This is a genomic window from Enterobacter sp. WI-ESBL-E8 (assembly GCF_053364895.1).
In genome coordinates this window covers 4,333,173-4,351,025 of the sequence record NZ_JBRWXJ010000001.1, presented here as the reverse complement: position 1 = coordinate 4,351,025, position 17,853 = coordinate 4,333,173, and the positions used below count along the sequence as shown (strand labels likewise).

General features: G+C 58.3%; 8 protein-coding genes. 6 read left to right on the top strand and 2 right to left on the bottom strand.

Features of this window, described 5'->3' with window-relative positions:
* Positions 1–24: 24 nt before the first annotated feature.
* Both ACWHWP_RS20685 and ACWHWP_RS20680 read left to right on the top strand, forming a co-directional pair.
* Positions 25–1,545 (top strand): methyl-accepting chemotaxis protein, encoded by a 1,521-nt coding sequence (locus ACWHWP_RS20685; protein ID WP_447856271.1) that lies wholly within the window; start codon positions 25–27, stop codon positions 1,543–1,545.
* A 336-nt stretch (positions 1,546–1,881) separates the two neighbouring features.
* Positions 1,882–3,441, top strand: coding sequence for a methyl-accepting chemotaxis protein (locus ACWHWP_RS20680; protein WP_447856269.1), 1,560 nt, complete (start codon positions 1,882–1,884; stop codon positions 3,439–3,441).
* On the opposite strand, the gene ACWHWP_RS20675 is transcribed toward ACWHWP_RS20680, so the two are convergent.
* Positions 3,438–3,932 (bottom strand): PadR family transcriptional regulator, encoded by a 495-nt coding sequence (locus ACWHWP_RS20675; RefSeq protein WP_059310537.1) that lies wholly within the window; start codon positions 3,930–3,932, stop codon positions 3,438–3,440. The genes ACWHWP_RS20680 and ACWHWP_RS20675 overlap by 4 nt on opposite strands.
* 147 nt (positions 3,933–4,079) lie before the next feature.
* On the opposite strand from ACWHWP_RS20675, the gene ACWHWP_RS20670 reads away from it, so the two are divergent.
* Positions 4,080–4,844, top strand: a complete 765-nt coding sequence (locus ACWHWP_RS20670) for a siderophore-interacting protein (RefSeq protein WP_447856267.1) — start codon at positions 4,080–4,082, stop codon at positions 4,842–4,844.
* Here the strand turns inward: ACWHWP_RS20670 and ACWHWP_RS20665 are convergent, their stop codons facing one another.
* Positions 4,845–6,014, bottom strand: a complete 1,170-nt coding sequence (locus ACWHWP_RS20665; protein WP_059310539.1) for a hypothetical protein — start codon at positions 6,012–6,014, stop codon at positions 4,845–4,847.
* Positions 6,015–6,275: 261 nt separating this feature from the next.
* Between ACWHWP_RS20665 and ACWHWP_RS20660 the strand changes: the two genes are divergently transcribed.
* Genes ACWHWP_RS20660 through ACWHWP_RS20650 form a run of 3 tightly spaced genes read left to right on the top strand, consistent with a single transcriptional unit; the run spans position 6,276 to position 17,737 of the window.
* Positions 6,276–7,952, top strand: a complete 1,677-nt coding sequence (locus ACWHWP_RS20660; protein WP_447856266.1) for a ShlB/FhaC/HecB family hemolysin secretion/activation protein — start codon at positions 6,276–6,278, stop codon at positions 7,950–7,952.
* A 12-nt stretch (positions 7,953–7,964) separates the two neighbouring features.
* On the top strand, positions 7,965–17,474 hold the full coding sequence (locus tag ACWHWP_RS20655) for a hemagglutinin repeat-containing protein (protein ID WP_447856727.1): 9,510 nt from the start codon (positions 7,965–7,967) through the stop codon (positions 17,472–17,474).
* A complete protein-coding gene (locus ACWHWP_RS20650) occupies positions 17,471–17,737 on the top strand; it encodes a hypothetical protein (RefSeq protein ID WP_063432349.1) in 267 nt (88 codons plus the stop codon). The genes ACWHWP_RS20655 and ACWHWP_RS20650 overlap by 4 nt, the downstream gene beginning before the upstream one ends.
* The last annotated feature ends 116 nt before the right edge of the window (positions 17,738–17,853 follow it).

Here is a 17,853-nt window from a genome sequence, read left to right as displayed (position 1 = left end):
AATAACCTGCAAGGGATGCCCACGATGTCCTCTCCAACCTATGTCACCCAGAATGAATATCCTCTGGACGATGACACCACCTTAATGTCTACCACAGACGTCCACAGCTACATTACCCACGCCAACGACACTTTTGTGCAGGTGAGCGGCTACCAGCTCGATGAGCTGACGGGCCAGCCGCACAATATGGTGCGCCACCCTGATATGCCAAAGGCCGCGTTTGCCGATATGTGGTACACGCTGCAGCAGGGCGAACCCTGGAGCGGGATCGTCAAAAACCGGCGTAAAAACGGCGACCACTACTGGGTGCGTGCTAACGCGGTGCCGATGGTGCGCCGCGGGCAGGTGACGGGCTATATGTCGATCCGCACGAAGGCCACAGCGGAAGAGATTGCCGCCGTGGAGCCGCTCTACCGGGCGCTGAATGACGGGCGCTGTAAAAAACGTATTCATAAAGGGCTGGTGGTGGGAAAGGGCTGGCTGGGTAAACTGCCGGCCATGCCGCTGCGCTGGCGCGTGCGCGGCGTGATGGCGGCGCTCTTTGCCCTGCTCGCCGCCTCGCTGGTCGCGACCAATGCTGGCTGGATGCCGCTCGCCGCTGCCGCGGTGGTGATGCTGCTGGGAACGCTGCTGTTTGAGCAACAGATTGTCAGACCTGTAGAGAATGTGGCGCGACAGGCGCTGAAGGTCGCAACCGGCGAGCGCAACAGCGTGCAGCATCTGAACCGCAGCGACGAGCTGGGGCTGACGCTGCGCGCGGTAGGGCAGCTGGGCCTGATGTGCCGCTGGTTGATCAATGACGTCTCGAGCCAGGTGGTGAGCGTCCGCGACGGCAGCGACAGGCTGGCGCAGGGCAATGAAGATCTCAACGATCGTACGCGTCAGACCGTGGCCAACGTGCAGCAGACCGTCGCGACAATGAACCAGATGGCCGCTTCCGTTCAGAGTAACTCTGAAACCGCCGCCGAGGTGGATAAACTCTCGGTCGCCGCCAGCGGCGCGGCGACGAAAGGGGGCAACGCGATGCAGACCGTCGTCAAGACCATGGATGACATCGCCGACAGCACGCAGCGCATTGGCTCGATTACGTCCCTGATTAACGATATCGCTTTCCAGACCAATATTCTGGCGCTGAATGCGGCCGTTGAGGCGGCAAGGGCAGGCGAGCAGGGGAAAGGCTTTGCCGTGGTCGCGGGCGAAGTTCGCCACCTCGCCAGCCGCAGCGCCAGCGCAGCGAATGATATTCGTAAATTGATTGATGCCAGCGCCAGCAAGGTGCAGTCCGGCTCTGAGCAGGTTCACGCCGCAGGCCGAACGATGGATGATATTGTCGAGCAGGTGAAAAACGTGACGCAGCTGATCGCCCAGATTAGCCACGCGACGTCCGAGCAGGCAACCGGGCTGTCAGAGTTAACCCGCGCGGTGGCCGAGCTCGACAGCATCACGCAGAAAAACGCCGACCTGGTGGAGGAGAGCGCGCACATTTCTGCGATGGTGAAACACCGCGCCGGACGTCTCAAGGATGCCGTAACCGTGCTCCATTAAACCGCGATGTTCCAGAAAAGCCGTGTATACCGTAAGGCATACGCGGCTTTTCTATTCTATAGATGTGACTATTAATGTAGTTTGTTGTTAAATTAATATTAAATAACTAAAAAAAGTGCCTCAGTTATTTATTCCCGCCTAAGTCAATTCTTCAGAATGCTATTTCGAAAAAGCCCCGTCAGGTGGTCTGGTAACGATCGATGGAGCAATATTAATAGTCTCTACCTATCAATTGTGAGGGTTATGAAATAAAAAAACGATCAAAGTCATAAAGTTAGCGAATTCGTTACCGATAACAGCGATCGTCTGAGAAATAATCACATCGATGGAGAAAATATGTTCCTACATGACGTAAAGATCGGCACGAAATTATTTCTGGCGTTTGGGTTCTTTATTGTCCTGATGGCGATCAGCGCAAGCTTGTCTTTGCTGAGTCTGAATCGGGCAAATAATGGGATGCAGTCCATTATTACCAGTGACTATCCAACCACGGTAAAAGCGAACCAGTTAATCGATAACTTCCAGGAATTTATTAGCACTCAACAGCTGATGCTGCTGGACGAACAGGGCACTTATACCGGGCAATCTCAGCAGCACCTGAAAGAGATCAGCGAGCACATCACGGTGATCCTGGGCGAGCTGAACAACGCGCTGCAGGATCAAAAATCTCAGCAGGTGCTGGCGGAAATCCGCAGCGTGCGCCAGCAGTATCTGGACTCGCGCTACCGCATTTTGCAGGCGGTGCAGAACAACAATCGTGCGGGCGCTATTCAGGAGATGATGACCACGACCCTCGCCGTGCAGCAGGCTTACAAAGCGAAGGTGAAGGAGTTGATCGCCATTCAAAACAGCGAGATGCAGAGTGCAGGCGCGCAGGTGGAAGGGGATTTCAGGTCTAACCGCCTGCTGCTGATCCTGATCACCCTCTTTAGCGTCGCGGTCGGCAGCCTGATTGGCTGGTTCATCGTGCATTCTATCACCCGCCCGCTCGGCGAGGCGGTGCATTTTGCAAAAGCGATTTCAGAGGGCGACCTGACGGGCAGCATCACGCCGCACGGCAAAGACGAAACGGGCCTGCTGCTGCATGCGCTGATGGAGATGAAGACGCGTCTGCTGGACATTGTGCAGCAGGTACAAACCGGCTCGGAGAATATCTCCAGCGCAGCTGCGCAGATTGTCGCCGGGAACCAGGATCTGGCCGCGCGCACGGAAGAGCAGGCAAGCTCCGTTGAACAGACCGCCGCCTCGATGGAGCAGATCACCGCGACGGTGAAAAACACGGCCTCGCACACCGGGGAAGCGACCAACCTCTCGGCAGATGCCGCCACGGTGGTCAAAAACAACGGCGAGATGATGAAGCAGGTGACCAGCAAAATGCGCCTGATTAACGAGACGTCGAACCGGATGTCCGACATTATCGACCTGATCGACGCCATTGCTTTCCAGACCAACATTCTGGCGCTGAACGCGGCGGTGGAAGCGGCGCGCGCCGGGGAGCACGGTCGCGGCTTTGCGGTGGTAGCCGGTGAGGTGCGTCAGCTTGCCCAGAAGAGCGCGTCGTCGGCCAGCGAAATCCGCGAGCTGATTGAAAGCTCAACCAGCCAGACCCAGGACGGGATGAACCTGGTCGAGAAAGCGAGCGCGCTGATCAACGGGATGGTGGGCAACGTGGAGGAGATGGATGTGATCCTGCGCGAGATCCGCCAGGCCAGCCACGAGCAGACGGAGGGGATCTCCCAGATCAACAGCGCGATTGGCCTGATTGATGCCACCACCCAGCAAAACTCCGCGCTGGTGGAGGAGTCCGTGGCGGCGGCGGCCTCGCTTAACGAACAGGCGATGCACCTGAAAGAGCTGGTACGCGTCTTCCGCGTGAGCGAGCACGCACCGGCTTAATCCAGCTGGGAGATCTCCAGCGCCGCGCGGTCAATCACCCCGACGATTTGCCTGAGCTGCGCGTCGCTGAGCTCTCCCTGATTCACCTTCAGGTCTAACACCGCTTTGAAGTTATCCAGCGCCCGCTTCATCTGCGGGTTTTTGCGCAGCTGAAAGCCGACGGAACGCGCTTTGATACGCGCCCGTATGTGCTCAAGCTGCTCCTGGTTTTCATCCAGCCACTGCTGGCCCGCAGCGGTAATCGTAATTCGCTTACGCCCGCTCTCTTCTTCCGTAATAGCGATAAACGTCTGATCCTGAAGATAATCCAGGGTCGGATAGATCACCCCAGGACTGGGAGTGTAATTCCCCTGCGTCAGGTTCTCTATCTCTTTGATCAGCTCATAGCCGTGGCTCGCGCTGCGGGTCAGGATGTCCAGAATCACCAGCCGCAGGTCGCCGTGGCCAAAAAAGCGCGGTCGGCGCCCGCCGCCGTCGTGTTCGTGTCGCATAATATGCCCTTCAATTTGATATATCTAAACTATATCTAAGATATATTCAGATGCAATCTAAAAGATCTTGCATTTTTTCTTATTAGTAATCATTATCATTTGAAAATTGATTTAGATATATCGTATTCACCAGAGAAGGGGCTAAAAATGGCATCTACCCGTTACCCACAGCGCGTTCGTAATGACCTGCGTTTTCGCGAGCTGACGGTGCTTCGCGTTGAGCGCGCCAGCGCGGGTTTCCAGCGCATTGTTTTAGGCGGCGAGGCGCTGGAGGGCTTTAGCTCCCGCGGTTTCGACGACCACACCAAAGTCTTTTTCCCGGCGCCCGGGGCAACGTTTGTGCCGCCGGTGGTTACCGATGAAGGCATCGACTGGGGCGACGGCGTGCGTCCGCAGGCGCGCGACTATACGCCGCTGTACGATGAGGCCCGTCATGAGCTGGTGCTCGATTTCTTCGTTCATGACGGCGGCATTGCCAGCTGCTGGGCGGTTGAGGCGAAAGTGGGCGACAGGCTGACCATCGGCGGCCCGCGCGGTTCGCTGGTTGTGCCGGAAGATTACGCCTGGCAGCTGTACGTGTGTGATGAATCCGGCATGCCCGCGCTGCGCCGACGCTTAGAGGGCATTGCTAAACTGCCGGTTCGCCCGGAGGTTCATGCGGTAGTGACGGTTGGAGACGAAGCTTACAAAGAGTATCTGGCGCACCTGAGCGCGTTCGACATCACCTGGGTGGTGGGCCACAGCGAGCAGGCGGTAGCCGACCATCTGGCGGCGCTGAACGTCCCGGCGGAGGACTACTTCATCTGGCTGACTGGGGAAGGGAAGGTGGTGAAAACGCTGAGCCGTCAGTTTGAAACCGACGCGATTGACCCCCAGCTGGTGCGTGCCAGCGCATACTGGCACGCCAAGTAGTCACGCGGCGGAATCCAGCTGCGCTTCGTTCACCTGATGTTCGAGCGAGGCGCGGACCTCGTGCAGCGCTTTCTCCTGCTGAGCGAAGTACGCTTCCATATTGCTCAGCGACGAGACCAGAAGCCAGGACTCCTCTTTCTCCAGCTCCGCCAGCTCGTTCACTAAAATGTCGATCTGCTCGCGCACCTGCGCCATTTTTTTGCGGATACGTTCCAGATCGTTCAGCCTGTCGCTGGCCATCAGCGGCTCGAAGCCCTGCTGCAGTCGGGCCACCAGAGAGCGAATGGATTTAACGTCGCCGCGCTGCTTCGCCTGGTTGAGCTGCACCATCATCGCGTTGGCTTCTTCTTTCAGGTCGTCTGCCACCAGGTCAGGGTGGCAGAGCTTGCTCGCTTGCCGCCAGAGACGCTTCAGTTCGTTCCGATCTTCTTCCGAGAGATCTTTGCCCTTGCGCAGCCGCACTTCGGCATCGTGATGCTGCTCGCGATATTTCTCGTACTCTTCGTTGGCCTCGTCGCGCGCCTGGCGCGCGGGCTCCTCTTCGCGCGTTAAGCCGCTCTCCAGCTCCAGCGCCTCGGCCAGCAGGTTGGCAATCAGATCGCTTTGCTGCTCCAGATGCTTGCGCGCCTCGGCGGCCTGCACGGAATCCGCAGGCAGATCGCGCCAGCGCTGGGTGAGCGTTGCCAGCACCTCAACCGCCTGCGCCATGTAGCGCTGGCAGCGGCGATAATCTTCCTCGCGACGACGCGCCTCCGCCTGCTGACGCCGCAGGTTCAGCTCCGCCAGGGTTTTACGCAGGGCGAGGATCTGCTGCATCAGGGGACCCAGGCGGGAGAAATAGAGATCGTTGAACTCGTCAAGCTGCTGCACCCGCGCGTTGCGCCGGTCTATCAGATCGCGCAGGCGCTCTTCCAGCGCCTTCAGCTCCAGCTTGCTGGCAGCCACCTGCGGGTCGCGCCACGGGGTAACCGCGCGCTGGCCCTGCAGCCAGGCGACGATGGCCGCCATCGCCGCGGTGTAGTTCTTCTCCTCAAGCGCCACGACGATCGCCTGTAGCTCATCGTCAAACGCTTCATTTTTCAGGCGTGTCAGCTGGCTGTGGATGATGTCGTCATCTTCCAGCTCAATGGCATTTTTAATGATTTCTAGCCGTTTGATCGGTGTGCTCATGATGCCTTTCGCTTTGGCGCTTAAGTATTTGAGTTAAGGATAGTTGTGGTCAACGCTACAGGAAATAATACACACGGATGATGATCGGCGCGATGGGGGATTTCTTTAATATTGCTTCGTATTTATCCCTGCAAAAATCTGAAAATGCGCCAGAAGTATCCTTATTTTCTTTATTGATATTTACACTATTTACTTTTTGAAATAAGTTGCTCGTTTTTTAACAGTCAAGTTTGAAAGCGGACTTTGAGCGGAGAGTAAATAGTGTTAGGGAAAACATCAGCACGCACGCTGCTGACAGCCATCGTGTTACTGGTGCCAGACATCGCACTCGCCGCCCCGTTGTCGCCGGCCGACCGCAATACCATTCAGCAGCAACAGCAGCAGTTGCTGGATGAAAATCAGCGCCAGCGTGAAGAACTGGAGCGCAGCGTGGTGTTACCGCGTCCGGCTCAGCCCGACAGTACCGCGACCCCACAAGGCCCCTGTTTTGCTATCTCGCGCATCGAACTGACGGGTGCCAGCCTTCTCTCTCCGTTAGCTAAAGAACGGCTGGTTGCGCCGTGGCTGAATCAGTGCCTTGATATTGCCCGTTTAAATACCCTGACTAACGCCGTGTCTGACTGGTACATCAGCCGGGGCTATATCACCAGCCGTGCGTTTTTGACCGAACAGGATCTCTCCGGTGGTGTTCTCCAGCTCGCGGTTCTGGAAGGTAAGCTCCAGCAAATACGCCTTGAAGGTGTTCCGGCGCGCACCCTGAACATGACCTTCCCCGGGCTCGAAGGAAAAATTCTGAACCTGCGCGATATCGAACAGGGAATGGAGCAGCTCAATCGCGTGCGCCAGACGCCGGTTGAAATAGAAATCTTGCCCGGCGACAGGCAGGGCTACTCGATCGTTAATCTGACGGCTACGCCAGAATTCCCGCTCAGCGGAACAGTGAGTTTCGATAACAGCGGACAAAAGAGTACCGGGACCGGGCAGCTCAATGGCGCGGTGTACGGCAATAACCTGCTGGGTCTGGCGGATAAGTGGTTTGTCAGCGGCGGGCGCAGCAGCGATTTTTCGAATAGCCATGATGCGCAGAATTTTGCCGCCGGGGTCAGCGTACCTTACGGCTACGGCTTGCTGGACTATAGCTACAGCTGGAGCAATTACCTCAGTACCATCGACAATAACGGTTATCTCTGGCGTTCGACGGGGGATACCGAGACGCACCGCCTGACGGGCTCCTGGGTGCTGTTCCGCAATGGCGATATCAAAACCGGCGTGTCGGCGGGTCTCACGCACCGTATCAACCATAACTATCTCGACGATGTTCTGCTGGCCACCAGCAGCCGCAAGCTCTCCAGTTTCTCGCTGGGCCTTAACCACACGCAAAAAATCGCCTCCGGCGTGGCGACCCTGAACCCGACCTTTACTCAGGGGGTACCGTGGTTTGGCGCAGAAGATGATAACGACAAGCACGGCGATGTGCCGAAAGCAGAGTTTCGCAAATGGAGCGTAAACGGCAGCTTTCAGCGCCCCGTTGCGGACAGGCTGTGGTGGCTGACCAGCGTCTACTTTCAGTGGTCGCCGGACCGGCTGTACGGCAGCGAGCGGCTGACGCTGGGTGGCGAAGCCTCCGTGCGCGGCTTTAAGGAGCAGTACATCTCCGGCGATAACGGCGGCTACTGGCGAAATGAGCTGAATTATTCGCTCTTTACGCTGCCGTGGGTAGGGGATGTCGGCCTGCTGGCGGCAATCGATGGCGGCTGGCTGAAGAAGGACGGTTTCGACCGTTACGCCTCCGGCACGCTGTGGGGTGCTGCACTGGGTCTTACGACGGCTCATCGTAACTACTCAAGCCAGTTTACCGTTGGCACACCGATGGCGTACCCGGACTGGCTGGGGCCGGACCACCTCACGATTTATTACCGCGTATCAGTGGCTTTCTAAGGGACAGGGATGATGAAACAGGATCAGGTTCGTTTTTCGCAGCGCGCGCTGAGCGCGTTACTGAGCGTGCTGCTGACGACGCAGCCGCTGCTGCCCGCGATGGCAGCAACCCTCACCCCGTCCGGCAATACGCAGATGGACAAGGCGGCCAACGGCGTGCCGGTGGTGAACATCGCCACGCCGAATCAATCCGGTATTTCCCATAACAAGTACAACGATTACAACGTCGGGAAAGAGGGGCTGATCCTCAATAACGCGACCGGGCAGCTCAACCAGACCCAGCTGGGCGGGATTATTCAGAACAACCCCAACCTGAAAGCCGGGCAGGAAGCCAAAGGCATCATCAACGAAGTCACCGGGACTAACCGCTCGAATTTACAGGGCTATACCGAAGTCGCGGGCAAGGCGGCTAACGTCATTGTGGCGAACCCCTACGGCATCACCTGTAACGGCTGCGGGTTTATCAATACGCCGAATGTGACGCTCACCACGGGTAAACCGGTGCTCGATGCCAGCGGTAAGCTGCAGTCGCTTGATGTGACCAAAGGCGCCGTCACCATCGAGGGCGCGGGGCTGAATGGTAGCCAAAGCGATGCGGTGTCGATCATTTCCCGCGCGACCGAGATCAATGCGCAACTGCATGCGAAAGATTTACGTCTGGTAACCGGGGCGAACCGGGTCGCGGCGGACGGTAGCGTCAGCGCGTTAAAAGGTGAAGGCGAAGCCCCAAAGGTGGCGGTAGACACCGGCGCGCTGGGTGGCATGTACGCCAACCGCATTCGTCTGGTCTCCAGTGAGGCGGGTGTGGGCGTAAACCTGGGCAACCTTAACGCGCGTCAGGGCGATATCGCGCTCAACAGCGCGGGCAAAGTGGTGCTGAAAAATTCCCTTGCCAGCGGCAGCACCACGGTCAGCGCGGCGGACGTGACGTTACGCGGCGACCATAAAGCGGGTGGCAGTTTAACCGTCTCCGGTCAGAGCGCTCTGACGCTTGACCAGGCCCGCATCGCCGCCGATGAAAACCTGCAGTTAACAACCGGCGGCACGCTGACGCAGAACGGCGGTGCGTTCACGGCCGCAAACGACGCGACGCTTGCGGCAAAAAGCGTTATCCAGAGTGCCGATGCCCAGGCGGGTGCCGGTCGTCACCTTGCCGTGAACGGTGCGGAAAACGCGGTGCTTAATGGCGCTGTCGTCGCGGGCCAGCAGCTGTCGGTTCAGGCTGGCGAGCTGGTACAGCGCGGAAATCTCAGTGCCTCAGCGATTGCGCTCAGCGGTCAGACGCTGACTCAGGAGAGCAGCAGCACCACCAATGCCAGCGGGAATATCACGCTCACCACGTCCGGCCACAGCCGGCTGAACGGCAGCAACGTCGCCGGACGATCCCTCGCCGTCAGCGCGGGCAGCCTCACTCACCAGGGCACGCTTGCAGCCGCTGCGGATACCCGGATTACCACCGGGACATTCAGCAATACCGGCACCGTTCAGGGCAGCAGCCTGACCGTCTCGGGGACCGATATCACCAGCTCCGGCACGTTGAACAGTGCCTCGACGCTGGATATCCGCGCACGCAACGTCACCCTTTCCGGCGACACCGGCGCGAAAGGCAAAACCACCGTTATCGCGAGCGGTAACCTGAACAACAGCGGCAGTCTTATCAGCGATGACGCGCTGACGCTGAACGCGGCGCAGATCGTCAACAGCGGTACGCTTTCCGGTGCCCGGGGGCTCACGACCTCTGCGCAGACGTTCACCGCCAGCGAAAAGTCAGTCACCCACAGCGACGGGGATCTGCTGCTTAACAATACCGGGACCACGCTTGCCGGTGAAACCAGCGCGGGTGGCGCCATTACTCTGCACGGAAACAGCCTCAACACTACGGCCACGGCACAGACGCAGGGCAACAGCATCAGCGTGGACGTGCTCAATGCAAAGCTTGAAGGAACGCAGGCTGCCAAAGGCAGCCTGATTCTGAAGGCGGATAACAGCCTCAACCACGCGGGAAAATCATCGGCTTCAGGGCTTAAGGTTGAAACCGGTCATCTCAGCAACAGCGGGACGCTGACGGCCTCCTCGCTCGCGATCGACAGCCCTGACGTCATTAACAGTGGCCTGATCCACGCCGAAACGACGCTTTCACTGGTCACCCGTCTGCTGGATAACCGCAGCAGCGGGGTGCTGTACAGTCCGGCCGCGCTGTCACTTTCACTCGCTGAACTGAAAAACGCCGGCATTATCACCAGCGATGCCGCGCTTTCCCTGTCTGGCTCATCCCTGACCAACAGCGGCGAGCTGAGCGGCGCCTCACTTCTTGTTGATTACGACTCGCTGAATAACAGCGCGGGGGGGCTGCTGCTGGCTCACGGGGCAAACCGCATCACGGCGCAGTCGGTGTCCAGCGCGGGCAGCATCGTGGGGAACACGCTGACGCTGAATGCCGATCGCCTCGAAAGTGCCGGTCTGTTACAGGGCGATAGCGCACTGTCTCTGACCGCCGGAATGCTGGATTTACTGGCAGGCTCCCGCACGCTCACGGCCGGGGTGCTCAGCCTTTCAGGAACCGCGCTGACCACCGCAGGCCAGCTACAGGGAGAGAACGTCAGCCTCCGCGGGCGTGACTGGACTAACCGCGGAAGTTCACTCGCGACCGGTTCACTGGACGCTTCGGCCAGCGGAACGCTCAGCAATACCGGCGAAATGATGAGTCAGGGCGACATCACGCTGAATGCCATCAACACCGTGAATAACGGCAGCCTGCTGTCGGCGGGCGATCTGTTGCTCACGGGAAATACGCTGCGCAACAACGGCACGCTTCAGGGGAACCGCGTCACCGCGCATCAGGATAGCATCACGAACAGCGGAACGCTGACCGGGATTGCCGCCCTGACGCTGGCCGCCCGCCTGGAGATGGCGGCGCCATTACTGGCGCTGGTGAATGACGCGTCGGGATCGTTGCTGACGGCGGGCGAGTTGTCCGTGACAGGCGGCGATCTGCGAAATACAGGGCAGTGGCAGGGGAAACGGGTACTTATTAATGCGCAGGCGCTTACGAACGGCGGTGCGATCCAGGCAGAAAATCTACTGGATGCGCAAATCGACAGCACCCTTACCGGCACTACGGGGAGCAAAATCACCTCAAATGGTGAGCTGGCGCTCTCAGCACTGACGCTGGCAAACAGCGGGCAGTGGATTGCGAAGCACCTCACGCTGAAGGGGAAGACGCTGACCAACAGCGGTGAAATCACCGGCGTTGATGCGCTGTCGGTTGCCATGAATCAGGAGCTGAACAATCTGGCCGGTGGAAAACTGCTCAGTGCAGGCGCGCTGACGCTTGATACGGGCAATGCGACCAACGCCGGGCAAATCCAGGGGAAAACGACCGCCGTTACGACAGGGCAGCTTATCAACAGCGGACGCCTTCAGGGAGAAGGGCTGACGCTGAATGCGGCCGGGGCACTGAGCAATACCGCCAGCGGCGTGCTGCTGAGTGAGAACGCGCTGACGGTATCGGCTGCCACGCTGAATAATCAGGGAACGATACAGGGCGGCGGGGAGTCTGCGGTGAAAGTCACCACCCGCGTGCAGAACGACGGCAAAGTGCTCTCTGGCGGCAGCCTCACGCTGACCGCGCCGGAGCTGGAGAACAGCAGCAGCGGGCTGGTTCAGGCGGTGAGGTTGCTGCTGGACGCGGTGAACGCCGTGAATAATGGGCGGATACTGGCGACCAACAACGCCGAGCTACGGGGAACGACTCTCACCAACGACGGCACGCTGCAGGGTGCAGACCTGCTGGTTAACTATCAAAAACTGAATAACCGTGGTACGGCACTCGGCACCGCTTCGCTTACGGTGAAGGGCGATGCGATCACCAATGCCACCAGCGGCAGGTTGTTCAGCGCGGGTAACCTCACGCTTAACAGCGGCACGCTGAACAACGCGGGTCAGATTGTGGCGCTGGGGGACGTCACGCTTCATCTGTTAAGTGCGCTGGAGTTCAGTGGAACGCTGGCCGCCAGCAAAACGCTTTCTCTCTCCGCTGAGGGTGATATCACCAATAATGGCACGCTACAGGGAAACAGCCTCGTTCTGAGCGCCGGTGGGGCGTTAACCAACAACGGCCAGTTCACCGCAGGTAAGGGTGACACCACGTTCAGCGCGCAACGTATTTTGCTCAATGCAGCCGGTAGCCTCTCTGCAGGCGGCGACGTGGCCTTTAACAGCCTGAGCGACATTACCGTAAATGGCTTTACCGGTACGGCAGGCAGCCTGACGATGAATGCTGCGGGTACCTTGCTCAATACCGCACTGATTTATGCCGCGAATAATATGCAGATTTTCGCTGACCGTATCCATAACGTCTACGGCGATATTCTGGCAGGGAATAGCCTGTGGATGCAGAAAAATGCGGCGGGTGCGGCGAACAGCGAAGTGGTGAATAAATCCGGGAATATTGAGACGCAGAAGGGTGATATTACGATTCAAACCCGGCATTTTGAAAATAACAGGGATGCATTAACGTCAAAAGTTGTTGAAGAAACCTTCTACGATCAACTGTCCGATGCGAATGGAAGCACAATTACAATTTGGGGCAATGAAGATGGTCATCCGGATTACGAAATTTTTGTTGGTGGAGGTAACGCCGGACCGGCACCTATGCTCGTTGTTAAACCCGATGAAACAACGAGTACAAAAAAATACTTAGTTGAAAGAAAAACCGAATCGGTTGATATCTCCGGAACGGCGGGACGTATTTCCTCTGGCAGAGATTTGACTATCGGTGCTGACTATTTTCTCAATAATGCATCCCAGATTCTGGCTGGCAGGGATATTCTCTTAACGGGGAATCGGTTTGATAATTTAAGCTACCAGGACAAAGTGATTGAAACCTGGCGCACGTATACTTTTTCAAAAGCAGGTTTTTACTCTAACTGGATCCCCAAGCCAGAAGAAATCTACTTCATTTATGAACTTTCAGATAATGAAGTTACCGAACGAACTGGAGATGTTGTCCGCGCAGTTATTCAGGCGGGAGGTAATGTCCAGGCGAACTTCACAGAAGGTGTGAATAATGGCGATTTCTCACCATTAACAGGAGAGATTGTCAATAACATCTCGACCCCAACGCTGACCCCACTCAGCAACCAGTCCATCGCCAACGGCGAGCAGGCGGAGTCTCTTGTCGAAGCGGATGCGCAGGACATCACCACGCCGCAATGGCGTGATGCGTTAAGCGACGCCCTGAAAGATATTTCCGGTGGTTCATCACTTGCCGACCAAAACGGCAGCAGCGGAAACTATCCACTGCCGTCCGGCAGCAACGGCTATTTTGTCCCGTCAACCGATCCCGATAGCCCGTATCTGATTACGGTGAACCCGAAGCTTGATGACCTCGGCAATATGGACGACAGCCTGTTTGACGGACTGTATGACATGCTCGGCATAAAACCCGGCAATGTGCCGCGTGAAACCAACAGCGCGTATACCGATCGGAACCAGTTCCTCGGCTCGGCCTATTTCCTTGACCGTCTGGGCCTGAACCCGGACCGCGACTACCGGTTCCTCGGTGACGCGGCATTTGATACCCGTTACGTCAGCAACGCCATTCTCAACCAGACCGGCAGCCGCTATATCAACGGCATCGGTTCCGATCTCGATCAGATGCGCTACCTGATGGACAGCGCCGCAGAGCAGCAGAAAACGCTTGGGCTGAAATTCGGCGTGGCGCTCACGGCGGCTCAGGTTGCCGCGCTTGACCACAGCCTGCTGTGGTGGGAAGCGGCGACCCTCAACGGCCAGACGGTGATGATCCCGAAAGTCTACCTTTCACCGAAGGATGTGACCGTTCACAGCGGCAGCGTGATTAGCGGTAATAACGTCCAGCTGGCGGGCGGTAACGTCATCAACAGCGGCAGTACGATCGCGGCGCAGAATGGCCTGACAATCGACAGCAGCAACAGCCTGAGCAACCTCAACGCCGGGCTGCTGAGCGCAGGTGGCGAGCTGAACCTGAGCGCGCTGGGGGACATCAACAACATCGGCTCCACCATCAGCGGTAAAACGGTAGGGCTGGAGAGCGTCACCGGCAGCGTTAACAACGTTACCCGCGCGCAGCAGTGGAATGTCGACGCGGGCAATGTGCGTTTTAGCGGCACGGACGTGGGCGGGACGGCCTCCATCACCGCCACCGACGGGCTGACGATGCGCGCCGGACAGGATATCAACGTGACCGGCGCCAACGTGTCGGCGGGCGGCAGCCTGGCCATGGCGGCGGGGAATGACATCAACATCACCGCCAACGAGATTGCGACGAGCGAGGGACGTGCCGGGCGCAACCGCGCGACCACGGAGACGGCGTCCGTCACGCATCAGGGCAGTACCCTGAGTGCGGGCGGCGATCTCACCCTACAGGCGGGTAACGACGTGAACGCCCGTGCGGCAGCGATGGCCGCAGAAGGGGATGTGGGGATTCAGGCCGGGCGGGATGTGAATCTGCTGGCGGAAGCGTCAACGGAACGCTCCAGCAGCCAGGCGAAGAAAAAAACCGCCATCGATGAATCTGTTCGTCAGCAGGGAACGGAGATTGCCAGCGGCGGCAATACGGCGATCGTCGCCGGGCGAGACGTGACCGCGCAGGCGGCAGAGGTCACTGCGCAGGGCGATATCGGCGTGGCGGCAGGCCGCGACGTGAACCTGACGACGGCAACGGAGAGCGATTACCGCTACCGCGAGAAAACCAAAACCAGCAGCGGGTTCCTGAGTAAAAAGACCACCCACACCATCGAGGAAGACAGCGCGACGCGGGAGAAAGGCTCGCTGCTGAGCGGCGACAACGTGACGGTGTCGGCAGGGAACAACCTGCTGGTGAAAGGTTCTGCGGTTGCCGGAGACGGCGACGTGGCCCTGTCCGCAGGCAACAACGTGGACATCGTGGCGGCGACTAACACCGACACCTCATGGCGCTTCAAGGAGACCAAAAAGTCCGGCCTGATGGGCACGGGCGGTATCGGCTTCACCATCGGCAGCAGCAAAACCACCCACGACCTTCGCGAGCAGGGCACGACCCAGAGCGAGAGCTTCAGCACCGTCGGATCAACGGGCGGTAACGTCAGCATTGCCGCAGGTAAACAGGCGCATATCGGCGGGGCGGATATCATCGCGCAGAAGGATATCAGCCTGACCGGCGACAGCGTGGTGATTGAACCGGGGCATGACAAACGCACCCGCGATGAGACGTTTGAGCAGAAGAGCAGCGGGCTGACGGTGGCATTGTCGGGGGCGGCGGGGAGCGCGGTGAATAATGCGGTCACCACCGCACAGAGCGCGAAGCAGAGCAGCGACTCACGTCTGGCAGTACTGCAGGGCACGCAGGCGGTGCTGTCCGGCGTACAGGCCGGCCAGGCGGTGGCGCTGGACCAGGCGAAGGGCGATTCTGATAAACGCAATAACAACACCATCGGCGTCAGCGCGTCGATTGGGTCACAGTCGTCCAAATCTTCATCGCACATGGAGAGCGAGACGACGACGGGCAGAACCCTGAGCGCGGGCAATAACGTCACGATAAAGGCCACCGGAAGCGACATCACCGTGGCGGGGAGCCAGATTAAGGCCGGGAAGGACGTGACGCTGGACGCGGCGCGTGACGTTAACCTGATTTCTTCGCAGGACACGCAGCAGACGACGGGTAAAAACAGCAGCAGCGGCGGCAGCCTGGGTGTCGGGGTGGGTGTCGGCTCCGGTGGGGCGGGCATCAGCATCTCGGCGAACGCCAACAGCAGCAAGGGGCACGAGAAGGGTAACGGCGTCTGGCAGAACGAGACCACGGTGGATGCAGGTAACCGCGTGACCATTAACACCGGGCGTGACGCGACGATTGCCGGAGCGCAGGTGAGCGGCGAAGCCGTGGTGGCGGATATCGGGCGCGATCTGACGATTGCCAGCACCCAGGACAGCGACCACTACAACAGCAAGCAGAGCAGCGTCAGCGGCGGTGTGGGTTATACGTTTGGTGCAGGCACGGCCTCCGGCAGTATCAATGCCAGCCGCGACAAAATGACCAGCGACTACGACTCGGTGCAGGAGCAGAGCGGGCTGTTTGCAGGCAGCGGCGGGTTTGACGTGACGGTGGGCAACCATACGCAGCTCGACGGCGGGGTTATTGCCTCCACGGCAACGGCGGATAAAAATCGCCTCGACACAGGGACGCTGGGCTTCAGTGATATCCATAACCAGGCGGACTTTAAGACGGAGCACCAGGGCGCAGGCATCAGTTCGGGCGGCAGCATCGGCGAGCAGTTTGCCGGGAACATGGCGAACGCTCTGCTGGCCGGAGGCGGTAACAGTGGTCACGCGGAAGGCACGACACAGGCGGCGGTGAGCGAGGGGACGCTCATCATCCGCGATAAGGAGAACCAGAAGCAGGATGTGGCTGACCTGAGCCGCGATGCGGAGCATGCCAACGGCAGCATCAGCCCGATATTTGACAAGGAGAAGGAGCAGCAGCGCCTGCAGGAAGTGCAGCTGATTGGTGAGATTGGCTCGCAGGCGGTGGATATTGCGAACACTTATGGAGAGACAGAAGGGCTGAAGGCAGCGCGGGATGCGCTGTCGAAAGAGGGCGTGACTGAGCCGGACGCGGATGCCAGCGACGCACTGAAAAAGGCCTATCAGGATGCGCTGCGCGGGACCTATGCGTACAAAACCACGACGGCAAAATACGGCACGGGCAGCGACCTGCAGCGGGGTATCCAGGCGGCGACGGCCGCGCTTCAGGGGCTGGCGGGCAGCGACCTGAAGGCAGCGCTGGCGGGGGCCTCGGCACCGGAGCTGGCATACCGTATTGGTCACGGCATGGGGATCGATGACAATACGGCAGCGAAAACCATTGCGCATGCCATCCTGGGCGGTGCGGTTGCGGCGCTGCAGGGAAACAGTGCGGCAGCGGGTGCGGCAGGCGCGACGACCGGTGAACTTGCGGCGAAGGCGATAGCGGGTATGCTGTACCCTGACGTCAAAGATTTGTCGACGCTGAGCGAGGAGCAGAAACAGACGGTCAGTGCGCTGGCAACGATATCGGCCGGGATGGCGGGTGGACTAGCCGGAGACAGTACGGGTTCAGCGGCTGCGGGTGCGCAGGCCGGGAAGAATGCGGCGGAGAATAATTCTCTGAAGAGCATGATGTGTGCGGAAACCCCCTGGGATTGTCGTGATAACCCGCTGATTGAAGGTGGAGGAGCCAGAGGTGCTTACAATCCTACAGGTAGAAATGGTAATCCCATGAATACCAAAGGTTCTAACTCGCCAGCAGTAATTGGTGAGCGAACATATTCAGCTCATGCAGTTGATCGTATGCAAGGGCGTGGTGTTCCGCCTTCAGCAGTAGAAAATACGATTAAGACAGGGAATACTTATCCGACAAAGTCTGGAACTACGGGGTACTACGATGCAACAAACAATTTGCGGGTAATTATTAACTCTAATACAGGCGATGTTGTAACTGTAATTCCAGGAGCACCGACAAAATGAATGATCGCTTTTTACATAACCAAGTTAAGGCTGTTTTATTACATGAGTGGGATCCTATAGGTATCAACGACCTCATTGAGGCCGATGATGAATATGATGCATATGTGCAGCCTATCTGTGAGATGTTATATGCGGGAAAAGAAATCGAAGACATTTATCACTATCTACATTGGGTTACTACTGAGTATATGTGCCTGAATGGAGATAGTGATTTAGAGCGTAGAGTTGCCGAAAAGTTATTTTATTTGCCAAAAGTTCACTAAAAAATGAAAGCTCCCGACTGTCGAGGCGGGAGCGTTATCAGTAGTTACGTTTACATACAATGCCCGTTGCTGGCGAGTTGCTAACAATCATCCATGTCGTTACTTGGGGTTACATT